The organism is Xanthomarina sp. F1114 (assembly GCF_026410255.1).
Taxonomy (GTDB): domain Bacteria; phylum Bacteroidota; class Bacteroidia; order Flavobacteriales; family Flavobacteriaceae; genus Xanthomarina.
Map to the genome: position 1 here is coordinate 18,658 of NZ_JAPMLL010000020.1, position 22,669 is coordinate 41,326.

21 protein-coding genes are annotated in these 22,669 nt (G+C 35.8%); 20 read left to right on the forward strand and 1 reads right to left on the reverse strand.

Annotated features, from left to right (window positions below; all coding sequences use genetic code 11):
* Positions 1-4: 4 nt before the first annotated feature.
* The 20 genes from OS188_RS13970 to OS188_RS14065 all read left to right on the forward strand — a co-directional run bounded on the left by OS188_RS13970 (position 5) and on the right by OS188_RS14065 (position 22,175).
* A complete protein-coding gene (locus OS188_RS13970; RefSeq protein ID WP_267149474.1) occupies positions 5-967 on the forward strand; it encodes a glycosyltransferase family 2 protein in 963 nt (320 codons plus the stop codon).
* A gap of 76 nt (positions 968-1,043) precedes the next feature.
* Positions 1,044-2,429, forward strand: a complete 1,386-nt coding sequence (locus OS188_RS13975) for an asparagine synthase-related protein (RefSeq protein WP_267149475.1) — start codon at positions 1,044-1,046, stop codon at positions 2,427-2,429.
* Between the two features lie 2 nt (positions 2,430-2,431).
* Entirely contained in the window at positions 2,432-3,427 is a 996-nt protein-coding gene (locus tag OS188_RS13980; RefSeq protein ID WP_267149476.1) for a glycosyltransferase family 2 protein, read from the forward strand.
* 12 nt (positions 3,428-3,439) lie between these two features.
* Positions 3,440-4,027: an LbetaH domain-containing protein gene (locus OS188_RS13985; protein WP_267149477.1), complete on the forward strand. Its 588-nt coding sequence runs from the start codon at positions 3,440-3,442 to the stop codon at positions 4,025-4,027.
* Positions 4,014-5,117 (forward strand): glycosyltransferase family 4 protein, encoded by a 1,104-nt coding sequence (locus OS188_RS13990; protein ID WP_267149478.1) that lies wholly within the window; start codon positions 4,014-4,016, stop codon positions 5,115-5,117. Before OS188_RS13985 ends, OS188_RS13990 begins: the two co-directional genes overlap by 14 nt.
* Positions 5,110-5,961, forward strand: coding sequence for a sulfotransferase domain-containing protein (locus OS188_RS13995; RefSeq protein ID WP_267149479.1), 852 nt, complete (start codon positions 5,110-5,112; stop codon positions 5,959-5,961). The genes OS188_RS13990 and OS188_RS13995 overlap by 8 nt, the downstream gene beginning before the upstream one ends.
* A 6-nt stretch (positions 5,962-5,967) precedes the next feature.
* Positions 5,968-7,395: an MBOAT family O-acyltransferase gene (locus tag OS188_RS14000; RefSeq protein WP_267149480.1), complete on the forward strand. Its 1,428-nt coding sequence runs from the start codon at positions 5,968-5,970 to the stop codon at positions 7,393-7,395.
* Positions 7,395-8,291 (forward strand): hypothetical protein, encoded by an 897-nt coding sequence (locus tag OS188_RS14005; protein ID WP_267149481.1) that lies wholly within the window; start codon positions 7,395-7,397, stop codon positions 8,289-8,291. The genes OS188_RS14000 and OS188_RS14005 overlap by 1 nt, the downstream gene beginning before the upstream one ends.
* A gap of 210 nt (positions 8,292-8,501) precedes the next feature.
* Positions 8,502-9,668, forward strand: coding sequence for a glycosyltransferase family 4 protein (locus tag OS188_RS14010; RefSeq protein ID WP_267149482.1), 1,167 nt, complete (start codon positions 8,502-8,504; stop codon positions 9,666-9,668).
* A gap of 292 nt (positions 9,669-9,960) precedes the next feature.
* On the forward strand, positions 9,961-11,169 hold the full coding sequence (locus OS188_RS14015; protein ID WP_267149483.1) for a glycosyltransferase family 4 protein: 1,209 nt from the start codon (positions 9,961-9,963) through the stop codon (positions 11,167-11,169).
* Positions 11,170-11,274: 105 nt separating this feature from the next.
* Complete coding sequence (locus OS188_RS14020; RefSeq protein ID WP_267149484.1) at positions 11,275-12,012, forward strand: class I SAM-dependent methyltransferase; 738 nt, start codon at positions 11,275-11,277, stop codon at positions 12,010-12,012.
* 119 nt (positions 12,013-12,131) lie between these two features.
* On the forward strand, positions 12,132-13,175 hold the full coding sequence (locus OS188_RS14025; protein WP_267149493.1) for a glycosyltransferase family 4 protein: 1,044 nt from the start codon (positions 12,132-12,134) through the stop codon (positions 13,173-13,175).
* A complete protein-coding gene (locus tag OS188_RS14030) occupies positions 13,172-14,104 on the forward strand; it encodes an FkbM family methyltransferase (protein ID WP_267149485.1) in 933 nt (310 codons plus the stop codon). Before OS188_RS14025 ends, OS188_RS14030 begins: the two co-directional genes overlap by 4 nt.
* A 2-nt stretch (positions 14,105-14,106) precedes the next feature.
* A complete protein-coding gene (locus tag OS188_RS14035) occupies positions 14,107-15,195 on the forward strand; it encodes a glycosyltransferase family 4 protein (protein WP_267149486.1) in 1,089 nt (362 codons plus the stop codon).
* A gap of 72 nt (positions 15,196-15,267) precedes the next feature.
* Positions 15,268-16,548: a glycosyltransferase family 2 protein gene (locus OS188_RS14040; protein ID WP_267149487.1), complete on the forward strand. Its 1,281-nt coding sequence runs from the start codon at positions 15,268-15,270 to the stop codon at positions 16,546-16,548.
* A 105-nt stretch (positions 16,549-16,653) separates the two neighbouring features.
* Positions 16,654-17,748: a glycosyltransferase family 4 protein gene (locus OS188_RS14045; protein WP_267149488.1), complete on the forward strand. Its 1,095-nt coding sequence runs from the start codon at positions 16,654-16,656 to the stop codon at positions 17,746-17,748.
* A complete protein-coding gene (locus OS188_RS14050) occupies positions 17,745-18,869 on the forward strand; it encodes a glycosyltransferase (protein ID WP_267149489.1) in 1,125 nt (374 codons plus the stop codon). Before OS188_RS14045 ends, OS188_RS14050 begins: the two co-directional genes overlap by 4 nt.
* A gap of 133 nt (positions 18,870-19,002) precedes the next feature.
* Positions 19,003-19,758 carry a transglutaminase-like domain-containing protein gene (locus OS188_RS14055; RefSeq protein ID WP_267149490.1) on the forward strand — a complete coding sequence of 252 codons (756 nt, stop codon included), beginning with the start codon at positions 19,003-19,005 and terminating at the stop codon, positions 19,756-19,758.
* Between the two features lie 91 nt (positions 19,759-19,849).
* Complete coding sequence (locus OS188_RS14060; protein ID WP_267149491.1) at positions 19,850-21,214, forward strand: O-antigen ligase family protein; 1,365 nt, start codon at positions 19,850-19,852, stop codon at positions 21,212-21,214.
* On the forward strand, positions 21,165-22,175 hold the full coding sequence (locus OS188_RS14065; protein WP_267149492.1) for a glycosyltransferase family 4 protein: 1,011 nt from the start codon (positions 21,165-21,167) through the stop codon (positions 22,173-22,175). The genes OS188_RS14060 and OS188_RS14065 overlap by 50 nt, the downstream gene beginning before the upstream one ends.
* A 361-nt stretch (positions 22,176-22,536) precedes the next feature.
* On the opposite strand, the gene OS188_RS14070 is transcribed toward OS188_RS14065, so the two are convergent.
* On the reverse strand, positions 22,537-22,669 hold a 133-nt coding region (locus OS188_RS14070; protein ID WP_267149494.1), incomplete at its 5' end, for a DUF559 domain-containing protein.

The window sequence follows — 22,669 nt, forward strand, 5'->3', positions numbered from 1 at the left end:
ATAGATGGAAAAACCTCAATTAAGCGTTTTTGTTATTACTTATAATCAAGCTGCTTTTGTTAAACAAACTATTGATAGTATTTTATGTCAAGAAACTAGTTTTGACTATGAGCTTATTGTAGCAAATGACTGTTCCCCAGACAATACGACCGAAGTTGTAGACTCTATTATTACCACGCATCCAAAGAGAAATTGTATTCGTTATTTCGAACATAAAAAAAACTTGGGTATGTACGGGAATTTTATGTTTACTCTTAATAAATGTCAAGGTAAATATATAGCCATTTGTGAAGGTGATGATTATTGGACCGATGCTTTAAAACTTCAAAAACAGGTGGATTTTCTAGAAGCTAACCCAGAGTATGAAGTTTGTTTTACAAATATTCGTATTGTTGATGAAAATGATACGATTACAAAACAAGCTTTAATTACTGATAATCGTAGAACAGACTACGAGCGTAAACATTTACCTATTTGGGCACCAACCTTAACACGTGTATTTAGAAATCGCGATTTTAGCACGTTGCCTTCAGCACCAGGATTAGACACGGTTATGTTATTATGGCAATCGCAGTTTGGGAAGATTAAATTTTTAAACGAAATAACAGGGTCTTACCGTAAACATGCAGGGGGTATATATAGTGCGCAAACCGAAGGGAAACGCAAAGAGCAAATAATTTTGACAGATATAATAAGTTTAGGTTTGATAGATAGCTATTTGTATTCGAAGTACTTTGGAATTCTATTAAAAAAACTCGTGGAGCTTCGATTTATAGATAAGGCACTTTTTAAAATAAATAAAGTACGAGTAAAGAAGGCTTTTGAAGATTTTAAGAATGAAATGACTTGGTTTTTAAGGCTAAAAATCCGGTTTTCTTTTTTATTAATAGCATTGCCCTTTACTAAGAGAGTTAAAAAGGTAGAAGTTTATTTGTTGAGGGTTTTAAATCGTTTGTTTATATATTGATTGATATTAAATATCTTTATTTCAAATTCTCAAGCATCGATTTTTATTTTATTATATTAGTCCACTTTTTCATTATATGACTACCTTAACCACCCCGATAATACCTAGCAAACTAAGATTTGCCAAAAGGCCAAACACACCTCATGAGCTGGATAAAAAAGCCATCTGTGTGTTTGTAGCTACAGGTTTTTTTATGGGAGACGATACCTATTGGAAGGACGAAGTATGCTTATTGCCAGCGCATGATCATACAATAGATGCTGAGGGGTGTTTAATTAAGAGCACCCCTAATTTTGATTGGCATTATAGCCCTAGAGACATTTCATTTAAACAAGCTACCGAAGAATATATACAGCTACTTAAAACCATTACCAAAGAGCAGGTGGGGGATAAGCCAGTTATCTTGGCGCTTTCTGGGGGACTAGACAGTAGAAGTCAGGCCCTTATTTTAAAAGATTTTGAGAATCCGGTACATGGTTTTAGCTATTCATTTGATGGCGGCTATCCAGAACATAAAATTAGTGAACAAATTGCAAAAGTGTGTCATATTACCTTTGATGGTTTTAAAATCCCGAAGGGCTATTTATGGGATTGTATCGATGAGTTAGCCGATATCAATGGTTGTTATTCTGAGTTTACACATCCCAGACAAATGGCCATTTTACCACAATTAACAGCCATGGAAGGCGTGTTTTCTCTAGGCCATTGGGGTGATGTGTTATTTGATAGAGGAGCTCCACCAGGAACTACCGAAGCAGATATTATTCCCTTGCTTTTTAAAAAGATGATAAAGCCAAAAGGTCTTGAGCTTGCAGAAAAATTATGGCAAGTTTGGGGTTTGGAAGGCGACTTTAAATCTTATATAATTAGTAGAATTGAAACCGACTTGGCAGCTATTAAAATAGATAATGTGAGTGCTAAAGTACGGGCTTATAAAACCAGTCAGTGGGCCCACCGTTGGACCACCACCAACTTATCTGTATTTGAAGCAGCCCACCCTATTACTTTACCATATTATGACAATCGAATGTGTGAGCTTATTTGTGGCATCCCAGAGGAGTATCTTGCCGATAGGCGGATGCAGCTAGCCCATTTGCAGCAAGATAAAGCCTTAGCAAAAATTACCTGGCATGCCGAAAAGCCATTTAATCTGACGAATTACCAATATAATAAAACACCTTATAATTTGCCGTATCGCATACTGAATAAATTGCAACGTGAAGCTATGGAATTACTAGGAAAACCTTATATACAGCGCAATTGGGAATTGCAGTTTGTAGGAACTACAAATGAGCAAGCCCTAAAAAGTTATATTTTTAATTCAGATTTTAATTCCTTTATTCCTAAAGCACTTGTGGAAGATACCTATCAACATTTTTTAAAAACGGATGCTATACATTATGCCCATCCTTTAAGTATGTTATTAACCTTGTCACTTTGGCAAAAACATTATTATCATTAATTATGAAGTTATCGATAATCGTTCCAGTATATAATGGAGAAAAGTTTATTAAAAGATGTTATAATTCTTTAATGAATCAGCATTTAGATTCAGTGGCTTATGAAATTTTATTTATTGATAATAACTCAACGGATAATTCTGTTGATATTATTAAGGATATATCTATTTCGAACTATAATGTGAAACTTATTTCACAGCCAAAACAAGGGGAGGCCCAAGCTAGAAACATGGGGGTAAGTCGGGCTCAAGGAGAATATGTTTACCAGTTGGATGTTGATGATGAGGTGTTTCCAAATGCTTTAAATCGCATGATAGATGTGTTAAATTCTTACCCTAATATTGAGGCTGTTTTTGGGAAAATGCTAAAAACTGATAAAAATTTAGCAGCATATGACGGGAGTTTAGAGGAAACTCATGAAGTTGTTTTTAAAGAGAAACCTTATTGGGGCTTAAAGTGGTTTTCGAATTTAGGCACTGTAGTTGGAGAGGGAGCTTTTATGCACCGACAGACAGTTTTTCAAAAAATAGGTGTTTATTCGGAACAACTTCCAGTCATTGGAACTGACTTAGCCTTTGATGTTAAATTAGGAATGACTTGTAACCTAGCATTTATTGATACATATATTTATTTGTATTTTAAGCATGAAGTGTCCTTGATTCAAGGTGTTAAGAGAAAAATGCCGAGAGCCTTTATGGTTTGGCCACGATTGGTAAAGGAACACTTGCCTTTTTATTTTGAAAATAAAACACCAGCCCGATTTAAAAGCTTATTATTTAGTCAACTTTTTCAATCTATGGGGAGGCAGATTGTTTTTACTAAAGGCTATACTAATCGTAAACAATTAAAACAACAGTTAGAAAAGGATCTTAAAGCCATTAAGATTCCTTGGATCATTCGTTTATATTTATCTATTTTAGTTATCTTACCAATAGAAACATTGCGTAAAGTATATGGGTACCATGTGGTGCCTTATTCGGTAAAACAACTTACGAAATAAAATAGTATACTATTGAAAACAAGTCATTTTATAAAACATGCTTTTAAAAGGTTGCTGCTACGTCGTTTGTATAAACGCTATGTTCCAAGTAATTTGGTGATTCAGGCAGATATTAAGCAAACACTTCAGGTGCGCGGTAGTAAAGTCCAAAAGGAGTCTATAGAAAAGCAGTTTAATCATTTGATGTTGTATTATCCGGAATATGCCCATATTTTTTTCTGGAGAATTAATGGAAGATATCATCCATGGAAATCTTACTTTACTAGAGACTTTAGTTGTAAAATATTTGGAAGCACTAAAATTGCAGGCGGTTTGATGTGTTACCATCCATTTGCAACTGTGATAAATGCCAAATCTATTGGTAAAAACTTTCAGTTTAGAAATGGATTAACCATTGGGAATAAAAATAACGACAACAATCTGGTTCCAGTAATAGGAAACAATGTTGTAGTTGGTGCTAATGTGGTTATAATTGGAGATATTATAATTGGAGATCATGTTATTATTGGCGCTGGTTCTGTGGTAGTAAAAGATGTACCTTCTAATTGTGTCATTGCTGGTAACCCAGCCCAAATTATTAGACAGATTGAAACACAATAAAAAAATACGCATTCTTTTTACAATTTCAAACTTCAACACAGCTGGTTCGGGGAAGGTTGTTTACGACCTGGCTAAAGGTCTTGATAAATCTAAATTCGAAGTACATATTGCTTGTGGTGATGATAAAGGAGCGTTTTTTAAAACTGTTAAAGCTCTGGGATTACCCATTCATATTTTTGAGACTAAAACTGCTTATAGGCCTTATTTTAGTTTGCCAATACGTGTATGGAGAATTTCAAGGTTTTATAAAAGGCATCAATTCGATATTATACATTCCTGGCAATGGAGTAACGATTGGACAGAGGCGCTTGCTGCAAGATGGATTGGTATTAAATGGCTCTATACTAAAAAAGCTATGGGGTTTAATAAACACTGGAGAATAAAAAGCTATTTGGCTCATTTTATTATTACTATAAATGATGACATGAGGCAGTATTTTCCAAAGAAGAAACAACAAGCCTTAATTCCTTTAGGAATAGATACCAATTATTATAATCGAGACGTTGTTAACGCTGCTTTTAAGAGTAACCTCAAACAATTCCATATTATAACAGTTGCAAATTTAGTACCTGTAAAAGGAATACAGGTTTTAATTGAGGCTGTAAACAAACTTAAAGATAAGCGGGTCTTATTGACTATTTTGGGCGATTACGACAATGATTATGGGCATGCTATGGTTGCCTTAAGCGAAACCATGGGAATTAAAAATCAAATTCAGTTTTTGGGGAAACAATTAGATGTTAGGCCGTATATAAAATCTGCCGATTTATATGTGATTCCTACTTTAGACGAAGGTCGGAAAGAAGGAATGCCCATGGCTTTGGTGGAGGCTATGAGTATGGGGATACCTGTATTAGGCTCAGATATTACGGGCATTAACTATGTATTAAAAGATTTTAAGGAACTTTTATTTCCTGCCGGTAGTAGTACAGATTTAGCTTCAAAAATAGAAAAGTTACAAGGTATGGATATAGAAGAACGTTTAATCTTGGGGCAGAGCTTACGTAATTATTGCGAATTACATTTTACCATGAATGCCTTTATTGAAGCCCATGAAGTCTTGTATAAAAAACTCCTTGGTTGTGAGTAAATTTAACAAACATATTATTGTTGTGGGCTCTGCAAGAAGTGGCACCAGTTGGTTAGGTGAAACTTTGGCACAACCGTTTCGATATAGAATGTTGTTTGAGCCTGAGCAAGAAACACGTACCAAACGTGGTTATTTACTTTGCGACCAATGGTTGACTTCTAAAGCAGAATCGCCAGAAGCTTATACATATCTAAACTCGGTTTTTAAAAACAGGGTTGATTGCAATTGGATTGCACAAAACAGTAATCGGAAGTGGAAACGTCATTTATGGCCGTTTATACCTAAAAAGTTTATCATTAAATTTGTGCGTTGCAATTTATCTGCTCATTTTATGAATAGGACATTTGATATTCCTATTATTCATATCATTAGAAATCCCTATGATACGATTCAATCGCAGCAACAAGTTAAATTTCCTTGGTTATATGACCTGTCTCATTTTGCCAAGCAAGAGAAATTAGTTAAACTTATTTTAGATAATTATAATTATGATCTCTTGAAGTATAACAACTTAACAGATGTTGAGGTTTTAGCTTTACGCTGGTGTATTGAAAATGTGATTCCCTTAGAGTTGTTAGAACCTTATTCGGGAAAAGCTTCGGTAGTTAAATATGAAGACCTGTTGACCAATATGGAGTTAATTTATGAGCTATGTGAAACTTATAATATGGAAGCTGTACCCAATTTGCAGAAACATTTTAAACAACCATCTTCTAAAACGCATCCAAATAGCACATTACATAAAAATAATGTAGAGAAAAAGAGGCTCTCTAAAGAAACCTTACAGGACATAAACACAATTTTAAATATTTTTAAAACAAATTTATACTCCAGAAGGAACTAACTTATTATGCTATTTAACTCCTTAGACTTTGCTGTTTTTCTTCCAATTGTTTTTGTGCTCTATTGGTTTATATTTCAGCGTTCATTAAAATGGCAGAACCTATTATTATTGGTAGCCAGCTATGTGTTTTATGGCTGGTGGGATTGGCGGTTTCTAGGCTTAATTATGTTTAGCACCTTAGTAGATTATTTGGTAGCCCTGGACTTAGCCAAACAGCAACAATTAACTAAGCGAAAATTATTATTAGCCATAAGCTTGATTTGTAATTTAGGTTTGTTAGGGTTTTTCAAGTACTATAATTTTTTTATAGAAAGTTGGGTAGATGCCTGGGAGAGTCTAGGTATAAATATGTCTGTTAGCACTTTATCCATTATTTTACCTGTAGGTATTTCATTTTATACCTTTCAGACCTTGAGTTATACTATTGATGTGTATCGAAAGCAGTTGAAGCCCACCAAGAATCTCATTCAATTTGCAAGCTATGTGGCCTTTTTTCCTCAATTAGTTGCAGGACCTATAGAACGTGCCAAGCAGTTGCTTCCTCAATTTTCTAGGCCACGTGTATTTAATACGGATATGGCTTTAAGTGGCGTATCCTTGATTATTTGGGGTTTATTTAAAAAAATGGTAGTTGCGGATAATTGCGCTTTTTTTGTCAATCAGATTTTTGATGGTGCCGGAAACTATTCTTCAGCCGAACTGTTTTTAGGAGCTGTACTTTTTGGGTTTCAGATTTATGGCGATTTTTCAGGCTACTCAGATATTGCCATTGGAGTCGCCCGATTATTTGGATTTTCTTTAATGACTAACTTTTCTTTCCCTTATTTCTCTAGGGATATAGCGGAGTTTTGGAGACGTTGGCACATTTCTTTGTCTACCTGGTTTCGAGATTATCTGTATATTCCCTTAGGAGGCTCACGAGGTACTAAATGGCAAGGTATTAGAAATGTGTTTATTGTATTTCTAGTGAGTGGCTTTTGGCATGGTGCCAATTGGACCTTTATAATATGGGGCGGCCTACATGGACTGTTGTTTTTACCCTTATTGATACAGAAGAAAAATAGAAAGTATATAGATGCTACATATTTGAAATTAAATCAACTACCACGTATTTTGTTTACTTTTATATTGGTGTGCTTGGCCTGGGTGTTTTTTAGAGCAGATACTTTAAGTATAGCTTGGGATATGCTACAACAGATTTTTAGTTTCAGTTCAGGTTCATTAGTACTATTTTACGCTACTTCCAAATCGCTCCTGTTTTCTCTGATTACTATATTTGGAATTTTAGTATTGTTGTTTTTTGAATTTAAAACGGTGCAAACCAATAAAAAAGAAGTTACTTTATCCACTTCTAAGCTTATTTTTATAGCCTTATTAATTGTATTTATGGGAGTTTACAAAAACCCATCGGACTTTATATACTTTCAGTTCTAATGCGTTTATTTCTAAAACATATGTTGTTTGCTTCTCTCGTTTTTATCGGGTTGTCCCTTCTTATCTCGTTTGCTAGTTTATGGGCTTTGAGACAAGGTAGTTTTTATAAGCCTTCTTTTTTAGAGTATCAGGTTGAAGCATCCAAATTTGATTATATAGTTTTGGGCTCTAGCATTGGATTAACAACTTTAAATACAGAAGTAATTGATTCGGTATTAGGGACTCGTGGTTTAAATTTGTCCATGGACGACACCGCCTTATCTAGTCAGTATATGATGTTAGAACACTTTATTGCTTCGGGAAAACAAACCAACATTTGTGTTTTAGCTGCAAGCATTCTTGATTATGACGTAGTAAACAACAGGTTGAGTGGAAATGATTATCGCTTTCTGCCTTATGGGTCACGCACTTATGTACAGGATTATTATAAGTCGTTTTCGGGACGTCCTGCTCAAATTCTGTTTTACTCCAAATGGTTTCCCATGCTTGGCATTGGATATTATAATACGGAGTTGTTTTATCCTTCCATTGTAAGTTTGATAGATTCTAAAAAACGTAACCGTTTTAATGCCTTTGGAAATTACAGTTATCCAGAAGTTTCAAAAGAATCTAAATCTATTGAAGCACGACGTGAGCTAAAAGTTGCATTTAAAAATCCTTATATGCAACGCATTCAGGATTTATGCGCTAAACATAAGATACAATTAGTTGTGTATATACCACCTCATAAGCAAATAAAGGTTCAACCTGTTGAAATGCCATTCCATATAATTAACCACAGTGCGACTCTAAAGAACACAGAATATTTTTATGATGTGCAACATGTGAATGTTTTGGGGAGACAGGCCGCTAGTTTGAGGTTTGCTCAGGAGGTTTCTGGATTGATGGGGTTTTGAATTTCTGAATAGCTTTGCAAACCCCCGCCTGCCTCCCTGTCTGTATGGCATTCGAGCAGGCTCCGTCTGGTTCTCTGTCGTCGGATTAGCCATCCCGCTTTTTAGCGGGAAGCCTTAGATTAGTTACTGTTTATTGGATTTGTTTAAAGTTTGAAATAGTTCGGTGGAATTGAGAAAGATTTTTACCTTTAGGTTTTAAAACAGGACTTGTTGGAAAAACCCTTAAAAATTGCTATTTATTCTGGAGAAATTCCTAGTACTACTTTTATTGAGCGTCTCATAAAAGGCATTGCAGATTCTGGATCAGAGGTGCTTCTTTTTGGGGCGGTAAAAAAGAAAATCAATTATCAGCCTAGAGTTAAAGTAGTAGCTTATAAACATTCACAAATGTCTAAGTTCTGGCACTTATTAAAGTTTACGACTTTATTGGTCTTGTTTAAACCAGCAGAAAAAAAACGATTAGACAGTTATTTGAAGCATCAAAAACGGAACGATTTATATACTAAAGTAAAGTGCTATCCGGTGCTGTGGTATCAACCCAATGTGTTTCATGTGCAATGGGCTAAAGGCATTGACGATTGGATGTGGGTGCAAGACTTTAATATAAAATTGGTATTAAGTTTAAGAGGCGCCCATATTAATTATTCGCCAATTGCCAATTCCAAGTTGGCTGCTATGTATAGAAAGAACTTTCCTAAAGTGGATGGTTTTCATGCTGTTTCTAGGGCTATTGGATTAGAAGCTGAAAAGTATGCTGCTCCTAAAGAAAACATACATGTGGTGTATAGTGGGTTGCCTATTGTCAAAGACCTACGGACTCCCAAGAAAGAAAATACAGTTTTTAAAATAATTTCTGTTGGCAGATCACATTGGAAAAAAGGTTATACTTACGCTTTAGATGCCTGTAAATTATTAAAAGATTCAGGTTTAGATTTTCATTATACAATAGTTGGAGGTGCAACCGATATTGAATTTGCTTACCAAATAAATGACCTCGATCTCTCAAATCAAGTTACACTTTTAGACCGACTCCCTTATAATAAGGTTCAATACTTAATTATGAACTCAGATTCACTTCTATTGCCTAGCGTTGAAGAAGGTATTGCTAACGTCGTATTGGAAGCCATGGCCTTAGGAACTTTAGTTGTAAGTACAGCTTGTGGAGGCATGGCAGAGGTGGTGATTCCAAAGCAAACAGGGTTTTTAGTACCTGTACGGGATGCACAGGCGATGGCACAGGCATTAAAAGAGGTGTCTGAATTGACTGGGGAACCCTATCAAAACATCACACAGCAAGCCAGAGCGTTTATAGGAACCCATCATAATGAGGAGCAAATGGTTAAAGGGATGCAGGAATTATATGAAAGCTTAAATTGAGTGGCGATTAACGATTAAAGAATGATGAATAAAGAATGATGAATACCGAATGATAATTGGCGATTAATGAATTAAGATTAAAGAATTACATTTAACAACTAACAACTAACAACTAACAACTAACAACTAACATTTAACAACTAACAACTAACAACTAACATTTAACAACTAACAACTAACAACTAAAAACTAAAAACTAAAAACTAACGATTGAAGATTGACGATTGAAGATTTTGAAGTCTGAATAATGATACTTCAATAATATTAGAACAAACCTCTTGCTAATAAATAAATGCGTAAAAAAAAACAACATATCCAACGAATAGGGCTAGTGCTTTCAGCAGTTCCTGGATATTCAGAAACTTTTTTTCGGAATAAAATAGCTGGGTTACAAGCTCAGGGTTTTGAGGTGGTTTTATTTGTTACGGATCAATCCGGGAGCATTCCAGATGCTTTTGGTTGTACAGTAATATCAGCAGCTTCTTTTAAAGGTTCCTTTTGGCGTGTTTTGATTATTAGTGTCTGGACTTTGATAAAAGCATTCTTATTTACGCCAATAAGAAGTTATAAGCATGTAAAATTAGATGTGGCCGATAATTTCACCTTAAAGCAAAGTTTGAAACGTTTAATTCAAAATGCCTTTTTATTTTCTCAAAATGTGACATGGCTTCATTTTGGTTTTGGGATGCTTGCCGTAGGAAGAGAAAATGTGGCAGCAGCCATTGCAGCCCAAATGGCGGTGAGTTTTAGAGGCTTTGATTTGTATTTGTCTCCTTTAAAGCATCCAAATTGTTATAAGCTGCTATTTAAAAAAGAGGTTCGGTATCACGTGCTTTCTAATGAGATGAAACAAGATTTAGTTTCAGAAGGTGTATTGGAGTCTGCCATATATGTGATAACTCCAGCTATTGATGTGTCATTCTTTAAATCTAATACCAACCAGTTAACCAGGGAGCTTCAATCTAAAATACAATTAATAACCGTAGCGCGACTACATTGGATAAAAGGTTTGGAATACACCTTGCAAGCGATGGCCGAATTAAAAAAAGCAGATATTTCTTTTCATTATACCATTATTGGAACAGGGGAAGAACGGGAACGACTTATGTTTGCAGCCTATCAATTGGATGTTTTAGATCAGGTAAGCTTTGCTGGGCGATTAGAGCCTGTTGCAGTTCGAGAACAACTTAAGGTTTCTGATATTTATATACAGTATAGCATACAGGAGGGTTTTGGTAATGCGGTTTTAGAAGCTCAGGCTTTGGGCGTATTATGTGTTGTATCAGATGCAGATGGTTTACAGGAAAATGTCCTGCACGAAAAAACAGGATGGGTGGTACCTAAACGACAACCAAAATTTTTAGCAGCGCAGATTAAGGAATTAATAAAACTGACACCCCAGGAGAAAGAACTTATAAGGGGTCGTGCTGTCACTAGAGTTCAACGCAATTTTAACCTGGATAAACAGCAAGATGAGTTTGTAGCTTTTTATGAAGTCTAGCTAAGTTGTCTCTTGTATATGACATATTTTTATAGCTTTTAAACAAACCTTATGGAATTCTTAGAGATAACACCTATTATTGTAACTTAAAACGAAACATATTCCATGACATCCTACGAATTTATGCGTTGGCTTAGCTTTCCACTTATGACCACTCACTTGGTAACAGTTAGAAACGATATTAAACAACTTGTAAAATCTAAAAGGACTTCAGGTAGTAACATATCACTATTGGATGTAGGAGGGCGAAAATCGCCTTATACAATCAATTTGCCCGTTGATGTAACCTTATTAGATGTGCCGCAAGAAGCTGGAACCAAGGAGCAGTTAAATTTAGGGTTTACGGAGACCATTTTATCAAACATACAAAAAGAACGCTCCAATATTACAGATATTATTATTCAAGATATGACTCAATCTACTTTGCCTGATGAAACTTATGATGCAGTGGTAAGTATTGAAGTTATTGAGCATGTGCCAGCCGATGATTTGTTTGTAAAACATATAGCCCAAGTGATAAAAAAAGGAGGCTGGGCCTATTTTACAACCCCCAATGGAGATTATATAAAAAATGAAGGACCCGGGAAAAATCCTGATCATATTAGACACTATACAAAAGCACAGTTACAAACATTATTAGAGAAGTATTTTGATAAAGTAGAGGTGCATTATGCGGTGAAAACGGGAAAATATCGCGTATGGAGTTTAAAAAGTTTAAAAACTAATAACCCTGTAAACATGATAAAGTCACTTGTGGGTACTATGGTCAATAAACAGCAATCTAAAGGACTTAAACAACAATCTCAAGAAACAGCGCATTTGGTGGCTGTGGCTTATAAGTAATTAACAATTTTAGTCACGAATTAAGTTTTTGATTCTTAGAAATAACATTAAATTTTGATTACTAAAATAAAGAGTAAAGTGAAATAAATATGAAGACTTGTTTTCTCTCATACAATTTAATGGCTAACTCTACTGCTGATTATTTTATTTCCCTGAGTAATAAACTTTCAGAGGAACATAGGGTTATAGTTATTACGAACAAAATTCGAAAAACAAATATTAGTTTAAGTAATAATATAACTGTTTTAAAGTTGCCTACAAATAAGGTGAACTCGTGGCGAAATTTTTGGTTCCTTTATAAACTAGTGCGGACTCATAAGCCAGACATGATGATATCCATGTTTAGTTTTGTTAATTTGTTTTTAATAGTAGGTTGGTTGTTTCGAGTAAAAGTAAGAGTGGCTTGGATACGGACACTAAGTTCTCAATATGCACAGAAAAAATATAAGGTATTGAGAAAGTCTATTATTTATAGTTTATCTACAAATATCATAACAAATTCTGAAGCTACAAAAAATGATACTTCGGGATTTTTTAGAATACCAAAGACTAAAATTACTGTACTACCAAATTCTGTAAAAGATTATAGTGGTGGTTTAAACCACATAAAAACAGACCGAAATAATTTGTTATACGTCGGTCGTTTGCATCCTAGTAAAGGTGTTGATATTTTATTACAGTCATTTTCTACGCTATCACTGAATCATCCGGATATTTATCTAATCATAATTGGTGATGGACCACTTTTAAAAGAATTAGTTAATATTACAAACTCTTTGAATATTTCAGATAAGGTGTCTTTTTTAGGAGAGAAAGATAAAGCATCGGTTCTGGAAGCTTATAAGAGGTCCTATTGTACTATTATACCTAGTTATTCGGAAGCTTTTGGCTTTACCGTTATAGAAGCCATGAGTGTCGGCACTTGTGTGGTAGGTGCTAATAATACAGGGATTAAAGAAATTATAAAGCATAATAAGTCTGGAATACTATTTGAAACTGGAAATTCACTTGATTTAGCTCAAAAATTAGAAAAGCTACTATTGAATTTAGATTATCGGAATGACTTAGCTGATGAAGGTTATAGACGATTTAAAAGTAATTATGAGAATTCTTTTGCCATAAATCGTGATATTAAATTTTTTAAGAAGTTTTTAGTAGAATGATTATAAAATATAAAATAGCAAAAACTATTTGTAGGTTTTTACCACCACTTTTCGCACAATCGGTTCGAAATAGAATTATCTCTATAGAGGAAGGGGAGTTGTTGAATATGGATTTTAGAAAAAAGAGTTTTACAGGAAATGTTTTTAGTGGAAATACATCCGATTTTCATGCTTTTAAATTTAGTATTCATGGTTATTTCGATTGGCGAAACATTATCATTTCTAATGAAGTTTTAAAATATAAGAACGGAGGCAGTATAATAGAGGTTGGTGCAAATATTGGTACAGAAACTGTTTCGTACTGTGATGTTGCAAAAAAATATCATTCAAAAGTAATTTCATTTGAACCTTTAGTTACTAATCTCGATTCGGTTATTCGGAATAAAACAGAAAACAAGATTAACAATTTAGAGGTTTTTAATTGTTTAGTATCCAATGCTCCAGGAAAGGCAAGTTTCAATGTCCCTACAGGTAATAATTCAGGCTCTGGTTTTATTACAAATACGACTGAAAAAAATACGCAAGAATTTGATGTTGTTACATTAGATGAGAAAATCAAAGATGAGTTAGTCGCATTAATTTGCGTAGATGTTGAAGGTTTTGAATATCAGGTTTTACAAGGAGGTGAGGATATTATAAAGCGAAATATGCCTGTTTTAATTTTAGAAGTAAATAAGCGGTATTTAGAAAAACGAGGCCAGGTACCATTTGAAACGTTTTGTAATTATATAAACGCTTTAGGTTATGACTGTTATTCGATTAATAAACTGGGAATCTCAAAAGTGGATTTTAACAACCATAAAACACAGGCAAATAAAAATTGGGTGTGTTTAGCCAACAAGGATCTTCCGATTATTAAAAAAATCAATAAAAATCTTATTTTTTCTGCTTTTAATCCGTTTATGCAAATAAATCAAGAATTGAACTAGTATTGAAAATTTTAATCCTCTATACCCATAACAAAGGCCTGCTCTCCGAGTTTTTCCAAGAACTGTCCGAAAAACTTTATTCCGATGGTTTTGAAGTGGACAATTTTTACTTAAAACATGAAAAAGCAGTTTTTATGCAGAATGGTGTGTCTGTATATGGGGAAAAGCGTCGTGGTTTTATTGCTAATTATACAGCCATCTATAGCATGATAAAACAATCTCAGCCAGACGTGGTGATTTCAAATTTTTCCTATATCAATCCAGCCATCTTATTTGGTAAACTGCTGGGGGTGAAACATAATATTGCTTGGTTTCATACGGCTTTTGGTCACACGAAGCCCAATTGGTTAAAAATATGGAATAAAGCCATGTATTTAAATATGGCAGATCTGGTTCTCACAAACTCCAAATCTTTACAAAGTGAAATGCATAGTGTTTATAAGGTTTCAAAAGCCAAAACAAGGCGCATTCCTTTTTGGACCAATATAGATAAGTATCGGTCAAAAAAGCACAGCCTAAGCATCCAAGACAAGCAATCCGTGATAAACATCGGTTGTCCAGGGCGATTGGTAGCCGATAAAAATCACCGCTTAGTTATTGAGGCACTATACCAGTTAAAACAGTCTGATAATCGACATGTTTGCCTATATATTGCAGGAAGCGGTCCGTATAAGAGCCAATTGGAAGCATTGGTGAAGGATTTAAACTTAGAACAAGAGGTTGTTTTTTTAGGACTTTTAAATGTCGCTGAGATGACAGCCTTTTATGAGGCTATGGACCTGGTTGTCTTACCAAGCCATCATGAAGCTTTTGGCTTGGTCTTTATAGAAGCTATTGCTTTGGGGACTCCTGTGCTTGTTTCTAAGGCTTTTGGGGCTTTGAGTTTTATAGACACTCAAAAATTTAACTTAGATGACTTTTGTTTTAATCCGAGTGCTATTCAAGAATTAATTGATAAATTAGAACCTTATGTAAATAGGAAGGGGTTAGAATCAGACTATTTTAAATCCATGTATAAACAAACTTTTGAAAAAGATGTGATTTATAATCAGATAAAAGCTGTTATTTTGAACCAGAATAATACATCGTAAAAAATAAATGCTATAACACTTTTAATGCCTTTCCAATTTTTAACATATCTACAACCCACCCATTATTTTCGATTGTTTAAGACATCGGGCAAAAGCATATTCCCTAAAGCATCCATCTTACCAGAAGCTGTTTTAGAGCAACTCATAGTAGATTCAGACTACAAATCGAAGGTGGCTCAGGATTACGATTTGTCTTGGCAGGCTGTGCAACAAGGCTATATAGGGGCTACTGAAACCTATAGTAGCTTTAAAAAGGTTCCCATTAAAGACGAATACCATTTTATTAGAAAACAATTTCATCCAGCCTGGGTGTTTTATGTCTTATTCATGCGTTTGGTGACCTTTCATAACCCCATAAAAGAAATTCAAGGCTGGTTGTCAACCATGCATATTAAACAACGAACTAAAGACTTAACTCCTATAGCTTACCCCAAATGGGACACCTATTCATCCGAATTAATTGAGGAAAAACCTCTGGTGTCTGTGGTGATTCCCACCTTAAACCGCTATACCTATTTAAGAGATGTGCTCCAGGATTTTGAAAAACAAGAGTATCCCCATTTTGAAATCCTTGTGGTGGATCAGTCGGAACCCTTTCAACCTGAGTTTTATAAAGAATTTAATTTAAACCTTCGTGTGCTTCGTCAGGAAGAAAAAGCCTTATGGCTGGCACGAAATACAGCAATAAAGGAAGCCAAAGGGACTTTAATAGCCTTATCAGAAGACGATGTACGCATAAAACCGGATTGGTTGTCAACGCATTTAAAATGCCTGGATTTTTTTGATGCGCAGGTATCTGCAGGCGTCTTTTATCCCGAAGGGCAAAGCATCCCAAAAGACCGGAATTTCTTTGCATTAGCCTCACAATTTGCTACGGGAAATGCCATGCTTTATAAAGATGTTTTTAAGCAGGTAGGCTTATTCGACAGACAGTTTGAAAAACAACGTATGGGCGATGGGGAATTTGGTCTGCGTGTGTATTTGGAAGGAATGAGATCGGTGTCTAATCCGTTGGCCTCTTGTATTGATGTCAAGGCAGGCACAGGTGGCTTACGAGAGATGGGCTCCTGGGATGCTTTTCGGACTAAAAAATGGTTCGCTCCAAGACCCATTCCCAGTGTGTTATATTATTTTAGAACCTATTATGGGAATCATGCGGCACGATGGGCACTATTACGTACGGTTCCTTTGTCTATCATGCCCTATCAATTTAAAAAAAACAAACCCATGTTGGTACTTGGCGTGTTTTTGAGTATGCTGCTGCTGCCGGTGGTAGTTTTTCAGGTGTTTAAGAGTTGGGGGTTGGCTGGTAAAAAATTAAAGCAAGGCCCATTAATTGAAAAGTTAGAATAAATAAAATACATAGAAAAAACCGACAACAGATAACCGACAACCGACAACCGATAACCGACAACCGATAACCGATAACTGATAACCGACAACCGACAATCGATAACAGTGAAAAAAAACATCCTCATAATAACCTCCGAATTCCCTCCACAACCTGGGGGCATAGGAAACCATGCCTACTACTTAGCGATGTATTTGGCTAAGAATGGCTATGCCGTTTCTGTGATTGCAGATCAGCGTGATTTGGAGAATGAAGCAGAAATAGCCTTTGATAGTGCTTTGCCTTTTGCTATAAATCGGGTGGCTTTAAAATCCCCCAGAGGTTTTATGTATGTACATAGGGTGTTTAAAACTCTGAAAGGGTTTAGACAGGCAGATCATATTATAGCTACTGGGAAATTCTCTCTTTGGAATGTGGCCTTTTGTTCCTTGTTTTATAAACGCCATACCATGGCTGTGACTCATGGGACGGAAGTGAACTTTAAATCGGCCGGCTTAAAAAGGGCCATTAATATGTCCCTCAAGCGTTTTGATACCGTCATAGCTGTGTCTAAGTATACCAAACACCTGGTGGCCAATTTAAACTTGGATGTGAAGGTAATTCCTAATGGGATAGATGTAAGTGAATGGCAGCCAGATAAGCTTAGCAAGATAAATTTAGAAGGGGACCCTGTTTTAACCACCGTAGGGCGTGTAAGTACGCGAAAAGGGCAGCTGCAAATGATTCAACTTTTGCCCGAATTAATAAAGAACCATCCCAAGATTCAGTATCATTGTATCGGGATTCCTACCGAAGCCCCTGCTTTTTTAGAGCAGGCCAAACAACTGGGGGTTGAAAAGCATGTGATATTCCATGGGGCTGTTTCAGAGGCCGACTTAAAGTCTATGCTATTAGCAACCGATGTTTTTGTGATGCTAAGCACCGAAAGTACTAGTGGAGATGTGGAAGGTTTTGGAATTGCTATTTTAGAGGCTAATGCCATGGGCGTTCCTGCCCTTGGTTCTAAAGGCTGTGGGATAGAAGATGCTATTAATCATGGGATTTCTGGCTTTTTAGTGGATGCCAAGGATGTTGTGGATTTTGAAGCAAAGTTGTCCATGCTATTAGAGGCTCCAAAAACCTATAAAGAGCAGGCAAAAGCATGGGCTCAGCAACATGACTGGAACCAAATTATTAAACAGTATATAAAGTATCTGTCATGAGAAGTTTATGTATTATTTCGCATACAGAGCATTATCTGTTACCAGATGGGAGCGTGGTAGGCCTGGGATCTACGGTAACAGAAATCAACCAGCTTTTAGCTGTTTTTGATAAGATAATACATGTGGCTATGCTGCATAAATCCCAAGCACCTGCAAGCGCTTTACCTTATACATCCAATCACATTGAATTTGTGGCTTTGCCGGAAGTAGGCGGAGCTGCTTTAAAAGATAAATTGGAAATCCTACTTCAGGCTCCTAAAATGATAGCGATTATCCATAAAGCCTTAAAGAGATCTGATTGTTTTCAATTTAGAGCTCCCACAGGAATTGGCGTTTATATAATTCCTTATTTGATATTATTTAGCTCAAAAAAAGGCTGGTTTAAATATGCTGGAAACTGGAAGCAGAAAGATGCGCCTTTGGCTTATAGTTTTCAAAAATGGCTCTTAGAAAAACAATCTCGTCCGGTAACTATTAATGGTTTTTGGGAAGATCAGCCCAAGCAGTGTTTGAGTTTTGAAAACCCCTGTTTAACTGAAACGGAAATCCAATCTGGACAGCAAGTTATAGCAGATATATCCTTTCAGTTTCCTTTACAGTTATGTTTTGTTGGGAGATTAGAAACTGCCAAAGGCGTAGATTTAATTATAGATACCTTGGCTAGTTTAAAACCTGAGATTCTTGAAAAAATAGGAAGCCTTCATTTGGTAGGGGCAGGCGCACAAATGGAAGCTTATCAAAAGCAAGCAAAAACTTTGGGTTTACCAATTGTGTTTCATGGGTATTTGTCAAGAAATGAAGTTCATAATATTTATAAGAAATCACATGCTATTGTATTACCATCTGCCTCTGAAGGTTTCCCGAAAGTGATTGCCGAAGCTATGAATTACGGCTGTGTTCCTATTGTTTCCAGGGTATCTTCTATTGGTCATTATATAAAAGATAATGAAAATGGGTTTTTAATGGCCAACTTAAGTCAGGCTTCTTTAGAAACCTGTCTGATGAATTTATTGACTCTGGAACAAGCAGCCTATCAGCAGCTATCGTCCACTTCTTTAGATTTTATCGGTAGGTTTAGTTACCCCTATTATAACCAACGGATTTTAAAAGATATTTTATAAATAGTCATTTTTTGAAATAACACCCATCTATTAAAAAAAAATTGATATTTTTAACTCAGAATAATACCATCCTATTTCTTTAATGCTACTTAAAAAACTTCGCTGGACCATAAAAAGACACCCTTTCTTGTATATGACCCGTTTTAGGTTATTATCCAGGAATTCCACTGAGGATGCCATTGATTCCATCTCTTATAATACCTGGAATAAAAAGGAAGATATTCCTGAGTATTTTCAGGAGATGAATGCGAAGATTTTTGAAAGAGGGAAACCGGATTCCGATTTAGAACGTGTTAAACACCTGGTGTCCTGGCTATGTGCACATACCAGAGTAGGGCCTGGCTTGAGTGAACCTTCGGCCAAAGCTTTGGAAACAATGGTTTATGGAAAGGGCGGGGTGTGTTCTGATATGGCACAGATCTTTAATAATTTTTGTGTGATTAATGATATTCAAGTTCGGGAATGGGGCACCACCTCGGCGCCTTTTAGTCGCGATAATGGAGGTCATTCTTTTAATGAAGTGTATATAAAAGAACTCCAAAAATGGGTCTTGATAGACCCGTCTTTAGGCATGTTGTTTTATAACGAACAGGAAGCACCCTTATCGGTTGTTGACATGTATCAATTAGTCCGGGGCGGGCAGAAAGTACATTTCCGTTCGTTTATTACAGATAAGAGGATTGAAGAAACTCAGGTAAATAAAAACTATTTAAATCCAGATATTACGCCCTTCTTAATTTGTGACTACCGAAACAAAACTTACGACCGGTATTTAAAAATAGCCAGACCTTATCTGCCAGTTTTTGTCATTCATTTTTTTGTGTATCTCTCGGGTAAAAGTTATCATTATAAGTTTCCTTTAGACGATTATAAACGAATTTTTTCATAAAAACAGTGTCTTTATTAATACAGTTTAAATTTGGTAATTTAATAGTACCTTGCCAAAAATACAGTACTAATAAAACTCAAAATGCTTTTGTTTGAAAACTAATATCACCTACATATCTGCTGTTGGTTTCCATCTAATTTTAGGAATTTTAATTTACCTAAATGAGAGTATTGCCAAGGCTTATTTCTTTATTGCTGTTTTTTATTTTTTGTACCGCATTATTACAGTAGCAGATAATAAAAAAACCTATGAAGTTTTAAAAGCCTGTGCTTATTTTGTGGGGGCCGAAGTGTTTTTTAGAACAACGGGAGGAGCCATTTCTTACGAGGCTGGAAAGTATCTGGTCATTGTATTTGTCTTGATAGGAATGTTTTATAGTGGCTTATCAGGAAAAGGCTACCCTTACTTTATTTATTTGATGTTTTTAATTCCCTCTATTTTTGTAGCTTCTACCACTTTAAGCTTTGATGCCAATTTTAGAACCAATATTGCTTTTGTTTTAAGTGGCCCTGTGTGTTTGGGTTTGGCAGCCTTATTCTGTTATGACAAACGGATTAGTCACAAACAGATGTCTCAGATACTCTTATTTATGCTTCTGCCTATTATTGCGCATACAGCTTATGTATATCTTTATACGCCAAACTTGAAAGAAGTTCTTTCAAGTACAGCTTCTAATCGTGCGGCTTCTGGAGGTTGGGGGGCTAATCAGGTATCTGCTGCTCTAGGGCTGGGGATGTTTTTGATAGCCATCCGGCTGTTTACAAAGTCTCCCAGTTTGCCATTAAAACTGTTAAATGTGGGTGTCCTTGGATTGATCACTTTTCGAGCTATTACAACCATGAGCAGAGGTGGGGTAATCGCGGCCATCATGACAATAATTGTATTTTTGTTTTATTATTATAGACAGTCCCGCTCTAAAAAGCGTAATGAACTCATCGCTATTTTTGGGCTGTTTTGTATAAGTTTGGTAATGACCTGGTTTGTAAGTGTTAATCAAACAGGTGGATTAGTTGGTTTGCGCTATGAGAATAAGGATCATTTGGGACGCGAAAAAGAAAGTTTAACTACAGGAAGAGAGCAGTTATTTAAAAGCGAACTAGAAGGTTTTATAGAAAGTCCGTTTTTTGGAATTGGATCCAGTCGCGCTAAAGACCAGCGGATTGAAGAGGAGGGACAGGGAGTGACTTCACATAGTGAATTTAGTAGAACCTTAGCAGAACATGGGCTTCTGGGTGTCATGATACTATTAATTCTTATTTTTAAACCTTTAGAAGTGCGGTCAAGAAATAAGGGTAATTACTATTTTTATGCGTTTTTAGCCTTCTGGTTTTTAACTATTAATCATATGTCTATGCGCTTAGCCATGCCTGCTTTTATCTATGCCTTAGCCTTATTAAACGTCACACATGAAAAACGTCCTTTACATAGGAAACAACTTAAAGCAACAGAACGCTAATATCTCTGCCATAGGTATTCTGGGACCTAAATTGGAGCAGGAGGGGTATCAGGTCTCTTATGCCTCTTCTAAGTCTCATAAATTGGCTAGACTGCTGGACATGCTTTGGGCTTGCTTTAAACATAGAAAACAAACGGATGTAGTGCTCATTGATACCTATAGCACTCAAAATTTTTACTATGCGCTTTTGGTAAGTCAGCTATGTCGGGTTTTAAATCTAAAATATATTCCCATTCTTCATGGCGGGAATTTACCCCAGCGCTTAAAAACCAGTCCTAAACTTAGTCGTGCTATTTTTAAAAACGCCTATAAATTAGTCTCCCCTTCCATCTATTTAAAAGAGGCCTTTGAAGCCCATGGCTATCAGCAAGTGCAGTTTATACCTAATAGCCTGGACATTGAGAACTACACGTTTCATAAAAAAGACTTTCAGGAGGTAAACCTCCTTTGGGTGCGTTCTTTTTCAACCATATACAACCCCTTACTGGCTTTAAGTGTGTTAAAAGCTTTAAAAGACCAGGGCATAAATGCCAGCCTCTGTATGGTGGGGCCGGATGCTGATGGCACTTTGGCTAGCGTGAAACAGCTAGCCTTAGATCTGGATATTCCTGTGAAGCTAACAGGGAAACTGCCTAAAAAAGAATGGCTTGCCCTGGCTAAAGATTATAATTTTTTTATAAATACCACCAATTTCGATAATATGCCCGTCAGCGTGATAGAAGCTATGGCCTTGGGCTTAGCAGTTGTATCCACTAATGTGGGAGGCCTGCCTTATTTAATAGCTCAGGGAAAAGATGGCGTCTTAGTCCCCCCGGAAAATGTAGAAGCCTTTGTAGAAGCTATTAAAAACCTTCTTTACAGCCCGGAAACCACAAGAGAAATGACAATTCAGGCTAGAAAAAAAGTAGAGAGATTTGATTGGGAGCTGGTGAAACACAAATGGTTTGAGCTGCTGAGTTAGATGATTTCTGGATTTTAAGATTTGCAAACTCCCCTTTCTTTACCTCCGTTGCCCTTCGGTAAATTCATTCCCCTCTTTAACTAAAGCGGGGAGCTTGGTGTAGTTATTATTCATTTAACTACATATACTTAGTAAATAACAATCTAGGCTCCTCACTTTAGATAAAGGGAGGTGGCTCATCTGAACGCAGAGAGGATGAGACGGAGGGTTTGAAAGAAACAAGAGTTAATTTATAAGTAGCAAACACCCCTTTCTTTACCTCCGTTGCCCTTCGGTAAATTCATTCCCTTCTTCATCTGAAGAGGGGAGCCGTGTAGTTAATGTTTATTAATATTTGTAATATTATTAATAATTTGTTTTTTTAAGTAAACTTGAAAATAGGAGTTAGGTTTATTATTCCTTTTAAAACAGAAGGTAAATAATCAAATACCATTTTGTTTTCAAATCGGATGACTTTATAGCCTTGTCTTTCTAGATAGTTAGTTCGTTTTTTA

Excerpts from the sequence above, each read along its gene's own strand:
- OS188_RS14005 (WP_267149481.1), top strand. The coding sequence starts at position 7,395 with ATGCGTTTATTTCTAAAACATATGTTGTTTGCTTCTCTCGTTTTTATC.
- OS188_RS14050 (WP_267149489.1), top strand. The coding sequence starts at position 17,745 with ATGAGAAGTTTATGTATTATTTCGCATACAGAGCATTATCTGTTACCA.
- OS188_RS14030 (WP_267149485.1), top strand. The coding sequence starts at position 13,172 with ATGATTATAAAATATAAAATAGCAAAAACTATTTGTAGGTTTTTACCA.
- OS188_RS14055 (WP_267149490.1), top strand. The coding sequence starts at position 19,003 with ATGACCCGTTTTAGGTTATTATCCAGGAATTCCACTGAGGATGCCATT.
- OS188_RS14020 (WP_267149484.1), top strand. The coding sequence starts at position 11,275 with ATGACATCCTACGAATTTATGCGTTGGCTTAGCTTTCCACTTATGACC.
- OS188_RS14015 (WP_267149483.1), top strand. The coding sequence starts at position 9,961 with ATGCGTAAAAAAAAACAACATATCCAACGAATAGGGCTAGTGCTTTCA.
- OS188_RS13975 (WP_267149475.1), top strand. The coding sequence starts at position 1,044 with ATGACTACCTTAACCACCCCGATAATACCTAGCAAACTAAGATTTGCC.
- OS188_RS14000 (WP_267149480.1), top strand. The coding sequence starts at position 5,968 with ATGCTATTTAACTCCTTAGACTTTGCTGTTTTTCTTCCAATTGTTTTT.
- OS188_RS14065 (WP_267149492.1), top strand. The coding sequence starts at position 21,165 with ATGAAAAACGTCCTTTACATAGGAAACAACTTAAAGCAACAGAACGCT.
- OS188_RS13970 (WP_267149474.1), top strand. The coding sequence starts at position 5 with ATGGAAAAACCTCAATTAAGCGTTTTTGTTATTACTTATAATCAAGCT.
- OS188_RS13980 (WP_267149476.1), top strand. The coding sequence starts at position 2,432 with ATGAAGTTATCGATAATCGTTCCAGTATATAATGGAGAAAAGTTTATT.
- OS188_RS14025 (WP_267149493.1), top strand. The coding sequence starts at position 12,132 with ATGGCTAACTCTACTGCTGATTATTTTATTTCCCTGAGTAATAAACTT.